Source organism: Streptomyces sp. NPDC059009 (assembly GCF_042740175.1).
Taxonomy (GTDB): domain Bacteria; phylum Actinomycetota; class Actinomycetes; order Streptomycetales; family Streptomycetaceae; genus Streptomyces.
Genome location: NZ_JBHYJB010000006.1, coordinates 1 through 14,097 on the forward strand (window position 1 = coordinate 1; position 14,097 = coordinate 14,097).

General features: G+C 72.3%; 10 protein-coding genes. 7 read left to right on the plus strand and 3 right to left on the minus strand.

The window, feature by feature from the left end:
* Positions 1-163 precede the first annotated feature (163 nt).
* From ACFWYM_RS07615 to ACFWYM_RS07625, 3 genes are all read left to right on the plus strand, one after another.
* Positions 164-703 carry a DUF3995 domain-containing protein gene (locus ACFWYM_RS07615; RefSeq protein ID WP_384831521.1) on the plus strand — a complete coding sequence of 180 codons (540 nt, stop codon included), beginning with the start codon at positions 164-166 and terminating at the stop codon, positions 701-703.
* The gene (locus ACFWYM_RS07620) at positions 700-1,248 is read left to right on the plus strand and encodes a hypothetical protein (RefSeq protein ID WP_384831525.1); all 549 of its coding nucleotides are present in this window, start codon (positions 700-702) and stop codon (positions 1,246-1,248) included. The genes ACFWYM_RS07615 and ACFWYM_RS07620 overlap by 4 nt, the downstream gene beginning before the upstream one ends.
* Before the next feature lie 74 nt (positions 1,249-1,322).
* Entirely contained in the window at positions 1,323-2,558 is a 1,236-nt protein-coding gene (locus ACFWYM_RS07625) for a cytochrome P450 (RefSeq protein ID WP_384832080.1), read from the plus strand.
* 96 nt (positions 2,559-2,654) lie between these two features.
* Here ACFWYM_RS07625 and ACFWYM_RS07630 read toward each other — a convergent pair whose 3' ends face one another.
* The 3 genes from ACFWYM_RS07630 to ACFWYM_RS07640 form a co-directional block, all read right to left on the minus strand.
* Complete coding sequence (locus ACFWYM_RS07630) at positions 2,655-4,619, minus strand: ABC1 kinase family protein (protein ID WP_384831528.1); 1,965 nt, start codon at positions 4,617-4,619, stop codon at positions 2,655-2,657.
* Positions 4,620-4,698: 79 nt separating this feature from the next.
* A complete protein-coding gene (locus tag ACFWYM_RS07635) occupies positions 4,699-6,867 on the minus strand; it encodes an MMPL family transporter (protein WP_384831531.1) in 2,169 nt (722 codons plus the stop codon).
* Positions 6,868-7,050: 183 nt separating this feature from the next.
* On the minus strand, positions 7,051-7,686 hold the full coding sequence (locus ACFWYM_RS07640) for a hypothetical protein (RefSeq protein WP_384831534.1): 636 nt from the start codon (positions 7,684-7,686) through the stop codon (positions 7,051-7,053).
* Positions 7,687-7,915: 229 nt separating this feature from the next.
* Here ACFWYM_RS07640 and ACFWYM_RS07645 point away from each other — a divergent pair, with 229 nt between their 5' ends.
* The 4 genes from ACFWYM_RS07645 to ACFWYM_RS07660 all read left to right on the plus strand — a co-directional run bounded on the left by ACFWYM_RS07645 (position 7,916) and on the right by ACFWYM_RS07660 (position 14,082).
* Entirely contained in the window at positions 7,916-8,929 is a 1,014-nt protein-coding gene (locus ACFWYM_RS07645; protein ID WP_384831537.1) for a polyprenyl synthetase family protein, read from the plus strand.
* A 40-nt stretch (positions 8,930-8,969) separates the two neighbouring features.
* Entirely contained in the window at positions 8,970-10,517 is a 1,548-nt protein-coding gene (locus tag ACFWYM_RS07650) for an acyl-CoA carboxylase subunit beta (protein ID WP_384831540.1), read from the plus strand.
* Positions 10,518-10,528: 11 nt separating this feature from the next.
* Positions 10,529-10,756, plus strand: coding sequence for an acyl-CoA carboxylase subunit epsilon (locus tag ACFWYM_RS07655; protein ID WP_384831542.1), 228 nt, complete (start codon positions 10,529-10,531; stop codon positions 10,754-10,756).
* Between the two features lie 338 nt (positions 10,757-11,094).
* Positions 11,095-14,082, plus strand: a complete 2,988-nt coding sequence (locus tag ACFWYM_RS07660) for a BTAD domain-containing putative transcriptional regulator (RefSeq protein WP_384831545.1) — start codon at positions 11,095-11,097, stop codon at positions 14,080-14,082.
* Positions 14,083-14,097: the final 15 nt, after the last annotated feature.

The following is a 14,097-nucleotide window of genomic DNA, read 5'->3' on the forward strand; positions in this document are numbered from 1 at the left end:
CCGATCTGCGGCGTTGTCGTCGGTTGCCAACGCTCCGCGTTGTCGCCCTCCTCCGCCTTGCATCTCGGCGCACCAGCCCCCGCTCACCGGCGATGCACGGCACCCTGGAAATTATGCGGCCTGACCCACCGGACAGGCCCTCGCTGACCCCGATGGGACCGCCATGGATCACGCACGCTCCGTCCTGACCACCGTGACCGAGCGGCTCGACGCCGCGCGCGAGAACTATCCCGCCGCGGCGGCCTGGCCGTGGCGCACGGGTGTCGTCGCCTGCGCGTGGATGGTCGTGTTCGCGGCGTTCCACTGCTACTGGGCCCTCGGCGGCACCTTCGGGCTGCCGCCGGGGGAGTCCCTGGTCGACAACACCCCGCTGTTCGTCATCGACTTGATCGCCATCCCGATGAACCTCGGCGGCGCCGCCCTCGCGCTCGCCCTGGTGCAGCCGTGGGGCCTGGTCTTCCCGCGCCGCCTCGTGCTCACCGGGGCCTGGGGCTGCGCGGCCCTGATGGTCTTCCACGCGGCGCCCGCCATGGTCGACCTGGCCGTCTACCTCACCGGGCAGCGGGACGAGCCGCTCACGGGCGAGGACCGGTTCAGCGTCCTGCTGTACGAGCCGTACTGGATGCTCGGCGGGCTCCTCTTCACCGTGCTCGCCCTCGACTTCCAGCGCCGCACCAGCGCACCAGGAGGTGAACGTCCATGAGCGACACGGCACTTGACCGGCTGCTTCCGCGCTGGGACCACCGGGAGCGGCACGCTACGGCGGTCCGGGCGCCCCGCGAGCGGGTGCTGCGGGCCGTCGAGGAGACCCGCTGGCGGGAGGTCCCCTTCTGCCACGCGCTGCTCCTGATCGGCTCCCTCGGCACCAAGCGCACCAAGTCCGAGGAGCCGTTCCTCGGCGCCATGACGGGCGGCGGCTTCACCGAACTGCACCGTGACGAGTCGGAGTTGGTGATCGGCGCGGTGGTGGCCGTCGAGGACCCCAAGGGCCCGGCCCTCCTCGCCGCGCCGCCCGGCGAGTCCTTCCGCGCCTTCGACCGGCCCGGCTACTACAAGGTGGCCTTCAACTTCCGGCACGACAAAGGAGAGCTGACCACCGAGACGCGCGTGGTCAGCACCGACGAGCGGGCCCGCCGCGCGTTCGCCCGCTACTGGCTGCTCATCCGGCTGCCCAGCGGGCTCATCCGCCGCGACTGGCTGCACGGCATCCGCAGACGCGCAGAACTCCCCGTACGCACGGGCCCTTGAACCGACAGTTCGCACCGGCCCTGAACCGACAGTTCGCACCGGCCCCTGAACCGACTGTGAGAGCGGACATGACCATGACCAGCGAGACGTACGCCCCAGGCGATCTCGACGCCGTCGACCTCACCGACCCCAAGACCTTCGTCACCGGGACGCCGGACGAACTCCACGATCTGTGGCGGCGGTTCCGCGACGAGCGGCCCGTCCACCACCACCCGGCCCGCGGCGGCCTACCGCCCTTCTGGGCGCTCACCCGCTACGCCGACGTGATGGCCGTCTACAAGGACAACACCCGCTTCACCTCCGAGCGCGGCAACGTCCTGTCCACGCTCCTCCAGGGCGGCGACTCGGCGGCCGGGAAGATGCTCGCGGTCAGCGACGGGGCCCGGCACCGGGCGATCCGCACCCTCATGCTGAAGTCGTTCTCCCCGCGCGCCCTGCGCCACGTCGTCGAGCAAGTCAACGTCCGTACGCGGGACTTGATCTCACACGTCCTGGACCGCGGGGACGGCTTCGACTACGCCGAGGCCGTCGCCGAGCACATCCCCATGGGCACCATCTGCGACCTGATGGCGGTGCCCCCGCAGGACCGCCAGGCGCTCCTCGACTGGAACAAGCAGGTCCTCAGCGCGGACAGCGGCGACGCCACCGCCCAGGACGCGTGGCTGGCCCGCAACGAGATCCTCCTGTACTTCTCGGACCTCTCCCGCGCCCGCCGCAAGAACCCGGGCGACGACGTGATCAGCGCCCTCGCGACGGGAGAGATCGAAGGCCGGCCCCTCACCGAGGAAGAGATCGTCTTCAACTGCTACAGCCTCATCATCGGCGGCGACGAGTCCAGCCGCATGGCGTCGATCGGCGCGATCCTGGCCTTCATCGAACACCCGGACCAGTGGCGGGCGTTCCGCTCCGGCGAGGTCACCGTGGAGAGCGCCACGGAGGAGGTGCTGCGCTGGACGACGCCCGCGATGCACTTCGGCCGGCGGGCCGTCGCGGACGTGGAGATCGGCGGCCGCACGATCCCCGCCGGGGACATCGTGACCCTCTGGAACACCTCCGCCAACTTCGACGAGGAAGTCTTCCCCGACCCGCTCCGCTACGACCTGTCCCGCACCCCCAACAAGCACGTGACGTTCGGCCACGGACCGCACTTCTGCCTCGGCGCCTTCCTCGGCCGCGAGGAGCTCAAGGCCCTCCTCGCGGCGCTGCGCGACATGGTCGCCACGATCGAGCCGCGCGGCGAGGCGCGGCGCGTGTACTCCAACTTCCTGTACGGGTTCAGCGACGCGCCGGTGGCTTTCGGGGCGGCGTGAGAGGCGCCCCGTCAGGGGCGCGGGGAACTGCGCGACCAGCCACAGGCAGCCCGCAGGTGCCGGATCACAGCAGCCCCCACGGCGCTCTCCCGCTGCCTACCGGCCAGGTGTGCGCTGTGACTTGAAGATCCCGAACACCACCCGGATCACGAGCACACAGCTCACCACCATCAGGTTGTAGCCGATCAGCTGGAAGAGGCTGAGCGAGTCGCCGAGCGTCGGCCCCTTGTCGGTCCCGAGGAGCAGCACACCGATCAGCCCCGTCACCCCGCCCAGGAACGTGAGCAGCACGTCGTGCACGAGGGACCGGACGAACCGCCGGTCCCGCTCGTCGGCGAGCAGCCGCACCCGAACGCCGAGCCGCCCGTGCTCCAGGGAGTTGGTGATCCGCTCCACGCGCCGGGGCAGCCGCCGCAGCAGCGGCGCCAGCGCGAGAGCCTCCTCGGAGAACACCTCGCCGAGCGACTTCGGGCTGAGCTTGCGCTCCAGCTGCCCGGTGGCGAACGTACGGGCCTCGGCGACGATGTCGAAGCCCGGCACCAGCTGCTCCATCGCGCCCTCCAGGGTCGCGAGTGCCCGGAACGTCGCGGCGATCTCCGGCGGCACGGTCAGCCCGTGCCGGGCCACCAGCAGGAACAGGTCGGCGAACATCTCCCGGTCGGGCCGCACCCCGGGCGTGAGGTGGCGGGCCATGAACCGGCCGAGGGCCCGCTCCAGGCGCATCTCGTCGATCTCCTCGCCGCGGTCGACGAGTTCGAGCAGCGCATCGGAGAGCGCCACCGGGTCGCTGCGGTGGATGGCGAGCAGCAGATTGCGCAGCGCGGCCCGCAGCACCCGGTCGATGCGGCCCACCGAGCCGAAGTCGATCAGGCCGAGGTCGCCGTCGTCGAGCAGCATGATGTTGCCGGGGTGCGGGTCGGCGTGGAACACCCCGCCGATCATGATCTGTTCGAGGACGCACTCCAGGAGCCGGCGGGCCAGCTCGGTGCGGTCCAGGCCGCGCTCCTCGATGAGGCCGCCCGCCGCGTTGAGCGGGGTGCCGCTCAGCCACTCCAGGACGAGGACGCGCTTGCCGCACAGGTCCTCGTGCACGAGGGGCATGCGGACGGTGGAGACCACGTCGGGGCGGTCGGCGGCGGCCCTGATGGTGGCCATGTTGCGGGCCTCGATGCGGAAGTCCAGCTCCTCGTTGAGGGAGGTGGCGAAGCCCTCGGCGAGCTCCAGGGCGCCCATGTCCCGCCCCCACGCGGTGTGTTCCTCGAACTTCTGGCCCATCCGGAACAGGATGTCCAGGTCCCGGTCGACCACGGGCCGCGCGCCGGGCCGCTGCACCTTGACCACGACCTCCTCGCCGGAGCTGAGCCGGGCCCGGTGCACCTGCGCGATGGAGCCCGCGGCGAGCGGCTCGTGGTCGAACTCGGCGAAGAACACGGCGGGTTCCTTGCCGAGCTCCTCGGTGAGGACCTTCTCCACCTCCGCCCAGGGCTCGGCGGCCACCTGGTGCTGGAGCTTGGTGAGCTCGGTGACGAACTCGGGCGGCAGCAGGTCGTAGCGGGTGGACAGGACCTGCCCGAGCTTCACGAAGGTGGCGCCCGCCTCCTCCAGGGCGAGCCGCAGATCGCCCGCGACCCGGCCGCGCTCCCCGGCCGCGTCGGGCCCCCGCAGCCCCCGGCCGCGCACCGCGCCGCCCAGGCCGTGGCGGACCGCGATCCGGGAGAGCTGGGCGTAGCGGCGGGTGCGGGCGAGGCGGCGGCGCACCGCCTGCGGCCAGCGCACCACACCGGAGATGGACCCGGAGGGCAGCACGGCCTCCGAGAGGGCGAGGAAGCCCACCGCGACGAGCACGGTCAGGCCGATCTGCACCGAGATGAGCGCCCCGCGCCGGGCCTCACCCATGGCGGCGCCGATCAGCCCGCTCGAGCCCATGGCGACGAGCCCGGTGAGGGTGGCCCGCACCTTCCCGATGCGGAGCCCGAGCAGGCGCCGGGCCCCGACGGAGAGCAGCGAGACGGTGAGGACGAGGGTGACGGCGGCGATGAACAGAAAGAGGGTCAGCTCCATACGCGGGTGCGCCGCCCGGGTCCCACCGCTGCTGCGGCGGGGCCCGGGCGGCGCCCTCCTCTCGTACAAGTCACGGGAATTACACGAGTGTTCGGTCGTCGTCGGAGCGGCCCACCGGTGCGGACGGCTCGGTTCCGGACGCGGCCGCAGGCGGCGCCACGGGCCGGTGTCCCGGCCACCACGCCCGGTGCCCGAGCAGCGTGGTCACGGTCGGCACCAGCAGCATCGCCATGACGAAGGCGGACAGCAGGATCCCGAAGGCCACCGCGAAGCCCATCTGCTGGAGCATGGAGTTCTTGGCGAGCATCAGGACGCCGAAGGTGCCGGCGAGGATGACCGCGGCGGCGCCGATGGTCGGCACGGAGCGGGAGACGGCGCGCAGGGTCGCCTCGCGCGGTGAGCGGCCCTGTTCGATCTCCTCCCGGAGGCGGGCCACCATCAGGATGTTGTAGTCGGTGCCGATGGCGACCACGAAGAGATAGACGATCACCGGCAGCGTGAACAGCAGGCCGTTCTTGCCCTGCCCCTCCTGGAAGATCCAGACCGTCGCGCCCAGTGTGGCACCGAAGCCGAGCGCCACCGAGACCATCAGGTACAGCGGGGCGACGACGCTGCGAAGGAGCAGCCCCAGGATGATCAGGATGGCGAGCCCGGCGGTCGGGAAGACCACCTTGTAGTCGTGGTTCACGGCCGTCTGGATGTCGGCGAGCACCGCCGTGGTCCCGCCCGCCAGCGCCTTCGTGCCGTCCGGCGCGGCCTGGTGCGCGGCGTCCCGCAGCGGCCCCGAGACGAGGTCGATGGCCTTGTCCTCGGCGGGCCGGTACTTGAGGACCACGTCGTACTGGGCGATGGAGCCCTCGGTGCCCCTGACGGCGGGGGAGACCTGGCTGACCCCGTCGACCTTCTGCAACGCGGCGCGGAAGTCGGCCAGTTGGCTCTTGCTGAGGGTGCCGCCGCCGGTCTTCTCCAGATAGACCGAGGTCGGGTCGGTCTGGCCCGCGGAGAAGCCCTGCTGCATGTCCTTCATGGCCCGCACCGACTCCAGGTTCTGCGGCAGCGAGCTGTCGGTGTCGAACTCCGCGCGGAAGCTGAGCACCCCGAGCGCGAGCACCGCGAGGACGCCCGCGGTGAGGGCGGCGACCGGGCCGGGCCGCCGCGCCGCGAGCGAGCCGACGCGGCCCGCGACGGTGGCCTTCGGCTCCTTGCGCCACGCCTTGGACGGCCAGAACGCCTTGGTGCCGAGCAGCGAGAACACGGCGGGCACCAGGGTGAGTCCGGCGAGCAGCGCCACCGCGACGGAGATCGCGAGCGACGGGCCCATCGCGCGGAGCATGCCCATGGTGGACAGGAGCAGCGCGAGGAACGCGACGATGACGGCGCCCGCCGCGGACGCGATGGTCTCGCCGACGAGCGCGACCGCGCTGATCATGGCCTGCTTGGGGTCCTGCCCGCCGCGCAGCTGCTCGCGGTAGCGGAAGAGCAGGAAGAGGATGTAGTCGGTGCCGACACCGAAGAGGACCACGATGAGGATCGCGGAGATCGAGTTGTCGGCCTTGAGCCCGCCGAGCTCGGCGGCGGTGGAGATGAGCCCGGTGGCCACCATGAAGGCGACCCCGATGATCAGCACCGGGAGCACGGCGATCAGCGGGCTGCGGAAGAGGATGAGCAGCAGCACGACGATGAGCGCGAGCGTCGCCGACATGATCATGGCGTCGGTGTCGCCGGACGCCTCCTTGGAGTCGAGCGCGCTGGCCGCCTGCCCGGTGAAGCCGACCTTCAGACCGGTGTCGTCGAGCAGCGGCTTCGCAGCCTGGCGCAGCTTCTTGACGGACTCCGAAAGCCCTTCGTCGTACGGGTCCTTGACGGTCGCGACGACGTTGGCGAGGGCGATCCTCCCGTTGGGCGAGACCGCCTCCGGGCTGGTCCGCACCCCCTTGATCTTCTCGAAGCCGCGGTCCTGGAGCCCCGCGGCGACCTTTCCGACCGCGGCCTTGTCGGCCCCGGTCAGCTGCTGCCCGTCCGCCCGCTGGAACACCGCGACGGCCGCCGGCTGCTCATGCTGGGGGAACGCGCGTTCCTGCGTCTTCTCCGCCTGGACCGACTCGTAGTGCGACGGGAGAAAGTCGGCCTGGTCGCTGGTGGATTTCAACTGGGGCGCGAGCGCGACAAGCGCCACCGCGGCGATGATCCAGACCGAGATGGTCACCCAGGGCCGGTGGACGGCTAAACGTCCAATCCGTCCGAACATGAGACTCCTTCGCGAGAAATGGCGTACCGGGAGTGCCGGAGTACGGGGATTTCCTGGGGGAGCCTAGGCAGCGGCACTTGATTCCACCCGGGCCCTTGCCGGTTCCTGACAATGCGGGTGGCGGGGTCTGGCCAATGCCTCAAGCCGCGTGGCAGCTTGCTGCCAACCCTGTGTACGCGCGGGTCAGGAGCAGCCCCGCTGCCAGTTCCAGCCGACGAAGGTGTGCTTGAGCTCCACGTCGAACGTGCAGGTCCCGGTCCCGTCGCCGGTCAGCTCGATGGACGAGTGGTGCGCGTTCTCGTACCGGTTGCCGGAGGTGTCGAAGATGCCTTTGTACGTGAAGCGGGCGCGGGCCTCGGTGCGGGACACCGCGCAGTCGGTGAGGCAGTCGGTGCCCTTGGCCGAGTCCGCGAGCGACCAGCCGGCGTTCCACGGCTCCCGGTTCCACTGCTGGGTGACGTCGGTGTTCGCCCGCGCTATCCGCCCGCCGTCGGTGGTCCAGTCAGACGTCGTGTAGAGGCCGGTCATGCGGATGTTGCAGCAGTCGTACATCTCGTTCCAGCTCGTCAGCCGATGGTCGGAGCCCGCCGCGAGCGGCGTCACGCGCACCTCTCCCAGATGCGGCCGGCAGTCCGCGCCGACCGTCACCTCCTGCCGCACCGCCGTGCCGGGGGCGGGTGCGGGCAGCGAGCCGGTGAGCCGCAGTGCACCGCAGTCGCGCGGGCCTTCGGCGGTGGCGCCGCCGGCCGCGGAGGGGGCGGCGGAGAGGGCGAGCAGCGCGGCGGCGCCCGCCACGGCGAAGGCTATTCGGATACGCATTTCCATGCCTTTCCCCAAGGGGTCGGAGACCGGAGACCGGAGATCGCAGGGAGCGTATCCACGGGAAATCCCTATTCGGTGGCCGCAGGAAAGCACGTCAGGAAGCTGACAGCCGTAACACCTTCATGTCAGGCCCGTTGTAGGGGATTTGGGTGCGACCGAGAGTTGATTTCCGTATCCGAATACGTGAAATCACCGATGCACACGGGCACGGCAGAGGGGCTCCCCCATGGACGTACGACAGACAGCCGGGCTCCTCGGCCGACTCGCCCTGGAGGACCCCGGGTTCGAGCACAGACTCAGCGAGGCCCTGGAGCGCGCCGAGAAGTGGCTCCAGTCCACCGCGCACGGCTCCCTCGACCCCCGTGTCGCGGCCCTCACCGGCCATCTCGCCGACGCGGGCGGCAAGCGGCTGCGGCCCCTGCTGGTGCTGCTGGGCGCCGAGTTCGGCGAGCCGTGGCGGGACGGTGTCACACAGGCCGCCGTCATCGCCGAGCTGGTGCACATCGCCTCGCTCTACCACGACGACGTGATGGACGAGGCCGAGACCCGGCACGGCGTCCCCAGTGCGCACGCCCGCTGGGGCGAGCGGGCCGCCGTGCTCGGCGGGGACTGGCTCCTCGCCCGCGCGGCCCAGCTCGCCGCCGACCTCGGCCCCGGCGCCGTCCACCTCAACGCGCAGGCCGCGGGCCGCCTCGTCGCCGGGCAGCTGCGCGAGCTGAGCGGGCCCGGACCCGACATGGACCCGGTCACCCACTACTTCCAGGTGACCGAGGGCAAGACCGCCGCCCTCCTGTCGATGTCCCTCGGCATCGGCGCCCTCCAGGCGGGCACGGCCGCCCCCGAGGTGGCCGCCCTGACCGAGTACGGCGAGCAGCTCGGCATCGCCTTCCAGATAGCCGACGACCTGCTCGACCTGAGCTCTCCGGCCGAACTCACCGGCAAGCAGCGGGGCAAGGACCTCCTGGCCGGCGTCCCCAGCCTGCCCGTCGTCCTCGCCCGCGAGGGCGCCGACCCGGCCGACGCGGAACTGCGCGACCTGCTCGCGGACGGCCCCCTCGCACCCGCCGACGCCGACCGCGCCCTCGCCCTCTTCGCCCGCTCGTCCGCCCTCACCGAGACCGAGGCGGTGCTGCGGCGCCGCCTCGACCGGGCGCGCGAGGCGCTCCGCGCGCTGCCGCCGCTCCCGGCCCGCCGTGCGCTGCACGCGCTCTGCGACTACGTCGCGCTCCGCACCAGCTGACGGAGCTCCGCACCAGCCGACGGACAGGGAGTTGGAGTCCATGACCATGACCGAGCGGGTCGCCGAGCTCACCCGCATCCGCCGCGACGTCCTCGACGGCGTCCCCGCGGCCACCGAGGCGCAGCACGCCAAGGGCAAGCTGACGGCGCGCGAACGCATCGAACTCCTCCTTGACCCGGGCTCGTTCAACGAGGTGGAGCAGTTGCGCCGGCACCGCGCGACGGGCTTCGGCCTGGAGGCGAAACGGCCGCACACGGACGGGGTGATCACGGGCTGGGGAACGGTCGAGGGCCGCACGGTCTTCGTCTACGCGCACGACTTCCGGATCTTCGGCGGTGCCCTCGGCGAGGCGCACGCCACGAAGATCCACAAGATCATGGACATGGCCATCGCGGCGGGCGCGCCCCTGGTGTCGCTGAACGACGGCGCGGGCGCCCGCATCCAGGAGGGCGTCTCGGCCCTCGCCGGGTACGGCGGCATCTTCCAGCGCAACACGAAGGCGTCCGGCGTCATCCCGCAGATCAGCGTGATGCTCGGCCCGTGCGCGGGCGGCGCGGCCTACAGCCCCGCCCTGACGGACTTCGTGTTCATGGTCCGGGAGACGTCGCAGATGTTCATCACGGGCCCGGACGTCGTGAAGGCGGTCACGGGCGAGGAGATCACCCAGAACGGGCTCGGCGGCGCGGACGTGCACGCGGGCGTCAGCGGCGTCGCCCACTTCGCGTACGACGACGAGGAGACCTGCCTGGCGGAGGTCCGCTACCTCCTCTCCCTGCTCCCCGCCAACAACCGCGACACACCCCCGGGTTCGACCCCCGAGGACCCCGCGGACCGCCGCTGCGAGCGCCTCCTGGACCTGGTGCCCCTGGACGGCAGCAGGCCCTACGACATGCGCGAGGTCATCTCGGAACTCGTCGACGACCACGAGTACATGGAGGTCCACGAGCGCTGGGCCACCAGCGTCATCACGGCGCTCGCCCGCCTCGGCGGCCAGGTCGTCGGCATCGTCGCGAGCCAACCCCAGGCCCTGGCAGGTGTGTTGGACATCCATGCCTCGGAGAAGGCCGCCCGCTTCGTGCAGCTCTGCGACGCCTTCAACATCCCCCTGGTCACCCTCGTCGACGTGCCCGGCTTCCTGCCCGGCGTCGACCAGGAGCACGGCGGCATCATCCGCCACGGCGCCAAACTCCTGTACGCGTACTGCAACGCCACCGTCCCCCGGGTCCAGGTCATCCTGCGCAAGGCGTACGGCGGCGCCTACATCGTCATGGACTCCCGCTCCATCGGCACCGACGTGTCCCTGGCCTGGCCCGCCAACGAGATCGCCGTGATGGGCGCGGAGGGCGCCGCGAACGTGGTCTTCCGCCGCCGGATCGCGGCCGCCGACGACCCCGAGGCGATGCGCGCCCGCATGGTCAAGGAGTACAAGACGGAGCTCATGCACCCCTACTACGCCGCCGAGCGCGGCCTGGTCGACGACGTCATCGACCCCGCCGACACCCGCTCGGCCCTGATCGCGACGCTCACGATGCTCCGCCCCAAACACGCAGCGCTGCCCACACGCAAACACGGCAACCCCCCGATGTGAGGAGCCCTCCCATGACCGCACCCGCACCCGCACCCGCCCCCGCCCTCGAGGGCCCGCTGGCCCCGACCCTGTTCAAGGTGATCCACGGCAGCCCGACCCCGGAGGAACTGGCGGCGGTGGTGGCGCTGTTGACGGCACTGACCGCCGGCGCGCCGCCGAACGGGGAGGAGGACCGGGGCGCAACGGCCCGCTGGACCAGAGCAGAGGCAACACCCCCGTCGTCCTGGAAGGCGATCTAGAGCGCCCCGTAAGGGGCGCGGGGCTGTATCGATGTGCGGCTCCGCCGCGTGGGCGCGACCACCCGATCGTGCCCCGTAAGGGGCGCGGGGCTGTATCGATATGCGGCTCCGCCGCGTGGGCGCGACCACCCGATCGTGCCCCGTAAGGGGCGCGGGGAACTGCGCGACAAGCCCCCACCGGCCCGCGGGTGAGAACGAGCCCCCACCCCCCCCCGGATCCCGCCCCCGCCCGGGAGGGCCCTGGCAGCTTGCTGCCGCCCTCATTGCGACCCGGCAAGGGCCCTTGTTACCCAAGCAAAGAGAGAGCGCGACCAGGACAAAAAAGAGGGGAGCCCCGCGTGCTGCAGGTGGTGTTCCGGATCCTCGGCCCCCTCGACATCAGGGTCGAGGACCGCCCCGTCCCCCTCCAGGGCGCCCGCCAGCGCACCCTCATGTCCATGCTCCTCCTCGCCCCCGGCAAGGTCGTCTCCACCGACGCCCTCGCGGACGCGATCTGGCACGGCAACCCGCCCGCCACCGCCCGCAATCAGCTCGCCATCTGCGTCTCCGCACTCCGCAAGACCCTCAAGGCGGCCGTCGGCGTCGAGGACATCCTCGTCACCAGCCACCCCGGCTACATGCTCTACGCGGGCGAACACCGCATCGACGCCGTCGAGTTCGAGGAGCGCGCGGGCGAGGGCCGGGAAGCCGCCCGGCGCGGCCGCGGCGACGAGGCCATCGGCCACTTCGAGGAGGCCCTCGCGATGTGGCGCGGACCCGCGCTCGAAGGGATCACCGCGGAGCGCGTGGAGGCCGAGTCGGCGCGCCTGACCGAGCTGCGCCTCGACGTGTACGAGCAGCTCACCGCGCTCCGCCTCGACCTGGGCCTGCACGGCGAACTCATCGCGGAACTCTCCGGGTTCGTGCGCGAGAACCCGCTGCGCGAGAAGGCCGTGGCCCTGCTGATGCTCGCCCACTACCGCTCCGGGCGCCGCGCCGAAGCCCTGGAGGCGTACCGCGACGGCGCCCGCCTCTTCGCCGAGGAGCTGGGCATCGACCCGGGGCCCGCCCTCCAGGAGCTGCACGAGGAGATACTCGCCGACTCCCCGAAGCTGCTCCCGCCCACCGAGAACGCCACCCTCGTCCAGGGCGCCGCCGTCCCCGCCCACCTGCCGCCCAGCCCCGCCTCCTTCACCGGCCGCGCCCCCGAACTCGCCGCCCTGGACCGCCTGTTGGACCACCTCGGCGGCACCGCACTGCCGGTCGGCTCGCTCACCGGCACCGGCGGCGTCGGCAAGACCGCGCTCGCCGTCCACTGGGCGCACCAGGTCGTCGCCCGCTTCCCGGACGGCCAGCTCTTCGCCGACATGCGCGGCTACGACGAGGACGAGGCGCCGCGCAGGCCGGGCGCCGTCCTCGACCGGTTCCTGCGCGCCCTCGGCGTGCCCGGCCCGCAGATCCCCGCCGACCAGGTGGAGCGCACCGCCCTCTTCCGCAGCGTCCTGGACGGCCGCCGGGTCCTGATCGTCCTCGACAACGCCCGCTCCTACCAGCAGATCCGGCCCCTCCTGCCGGGCACCTCCGGCTGCTGCGTCCTGGTCACCAGCCGCGACAGCATGGGCGGCGCGCTCGCCGGCGACTACGCCTACGTACCACTGCAGCTCGGCTCCCTCGCGCAGGACGAGTCGCTCGCGCTGCTCTCCCGGGTCGCGGGCGACGACCGGTTCAGCGCCGACCCGGTGGGCGCCGCCCGGCTCAGCGAGCTCTGCGACCGGCTGCCGCTCGCGCTGCGCATCGCCGCCGCCCGGCTCGCGGCCAAACCCCACTGGTCCGTACGGACGCTGGTGTCCCGCCTGGAGGACCAGCACCGCAGGCTCGACGAGCTCAGCATCGACGCGCGCGGCGTCCGCGCAGGGCTCCGGCTCAGCTACCGGGACCTCGCGCCCGCCACCGCCCGCATGTTCCGGCTGCTCGGCACGGTGTGCGTGCCCGAGTTCTCGGCGTGGGCGGGCGCGGCCCTCCTCGACATCGACCCGGTGGACGCCGAGGACCTCATCGAGCAGCTCGTCGACGCCCAGCTCCTGGAGCCGCTGCACGCCACCACCGGGCACGTCCGCTACCGCTTCCAGGACCTGCTGCGGCTCTTCGCCCGCGAGTGCGGGCTCGCCGAGGAGGAAGAGGAGACCCGGCGGGCGGCGCTGCGCCGCGCGGGCGCGGGCTGGCTCGGCCTGGCCCGGGAGGCGCACCGCCGCGTCTACGGCGGCGACTACACCGTCGTGCACGGCTCCGCACCGCTGCGGGAGCTGCCCGCGCACTACGTGGACAGCCTCCTGGAGGACCCGCTGGAGTGGTTCGAGACGGAGCGCCTCGCCCTCACGGGCCTCATCGACCAGCTCGCCCGGGACGACGAGTCCGCGTACGCCTGGGACCTGACGATGACCGCCGTGACCCTCTTCCAGAACCGCAACTACCTGGAGGACTGGGCCCAGTGCGGCGACGCGGCCCTGGCCGCCGCCCGCCGCACCGGGGACGGGCTCGGCGAGGCGGCGATGCTGCACTCCCTCGGCACCCTGGAGATCGTGCAGTGGGAGTACGACTCCGCCTACGACCGCCTCGGCCGCGCCCTGACGCTCTTCGACGAGCTCGGCCAGGACCAGGGCCGTGCCCTCGTGCTGCGCAACCTCGCCCTGTGCGAGCGCCACCGCGGCGACCTCGACCAGGCGTACGGCACGGGCCGCCGCTCACTGGAGACGTTCCGTGCCGTCGGCGACCACTACGCCGAGGCCCATGTGCTCGGGCTGCTCGCCCAGATCGAGCTGGAGCGCGGCGACCCGCAGGCCAGTCTGGTCCTCTCCTCGGAGGCGGTCGCGCGGAGCCGGGGCCTCGGCACGGTGCGGGGCGAGGCGATGAGCACCGTACGTCTCGCGGAGGCGCTGATCCACCAGGGCGACGGGGAGCGCGCGGAGGATGCGTGCCGCCGCGCGCTCGACCTGGTCCTGGGCAGCGGGGACCGGCGGGGCGAGGCGCATGTGCTGCGCGCCCTGGGCGAAGCCCTGTGGCGCCGGGGGGAGTTGGCGGAGGCCGAGACGGTCCTGCGGGACGCGGTGCGGGCCGCGGAGGAGGTGCCGGACCGCTATCTGAAGGCCCGGGCGGGCGCCGTCCTCGGCTGTGTGCGGGCGCTGCGCGCGGACCGGGCGGGCGCGGCGGCCAGCTTCAACGCGGCCGGTGAGCTCTTCGCGGAGGCCGGGGTGCGCACCTGGCGCGAGCGGGTGGAGCAGCTCCTGGTGGCGCTCGCGCAAGACGAACAGGCCGACTCGGAGCGGCTGTTCGCCCTCGTACGTCCCTGACGGCCCCCGGGCCCC

What these genes read in the sequence shown, in the direction of transcription:
- ACFWYM_RS07630 (WP_384831528.1), bottom strand. Translation starts at nt 4,619, where the DNA reads ATGGAGCTGACCCTCTTTCTGTTCATCGCCGCCGTCACCCTCGTCCTC.
- ACFWYM_RS07645 (WP_384831537.1), top strand. Translation starts at nt 7,916, where the DNA reads ATGGACGTACGACAGACAGCCGGGCTCCTCGGCCGACTCGCCCTGGAG.
- ACFWYM_RS07625 (WP_384832080.1), top strand. Translation starts at nt 1,323, where the DNA reads ATGACCAGCGAGACGTACGCCCCAGGCGATCTCGACGCCGTCGACCTC.
- ACFWYM_RS07640 (WP_384831534.1), bottom strand. Translation starts at nt 7,686, where the DNA reads ATGCGTATCCGAATAGCCTTCGCCGTGGCGGGCGCCGCCGCGCTGCTC.
- ACFWYM_RS07620 (WP_384831525.1), top strand. Translation starts at nt 700, where the DNA reads ATGAGCGACACGGCACTTGACCGGCTGCTTCCGCGCTGGGACCACCGG.
- ACFWYM_RS07635 (WP_384831531.1), bottom strand. Translation starts at nt 6,867, where the DNA reads ATGTTCGGACGGATTGGACGTTTAGCCGTCCACCGGCCCTGGGTGACC.
- ACFWYM_RS07655 (WP_384831542.1), top strand. Translation starts at nt 10,529, where the DNA reads ATGACCGCACCCGCACCCGCACCCGCCCCCGCCCTCGAGGGCCCGCTG.
- ACFWYM_RS07615 (WP_384831521.1), top strand. Translation starts at nt 164, where the DNA reads ATGGATCACGCACGCTCCGTCCTGACCACCGTGACCGAGCGGCTCGAC.
- ACFWYM_RS07650 (WP_384831540.1), top strand. Translation starts at nt 8,970, where the DNA reads ATGACCATGACCGAGCGGGTCGCCGAGCTCACCCGCATCCGCCGCGAC.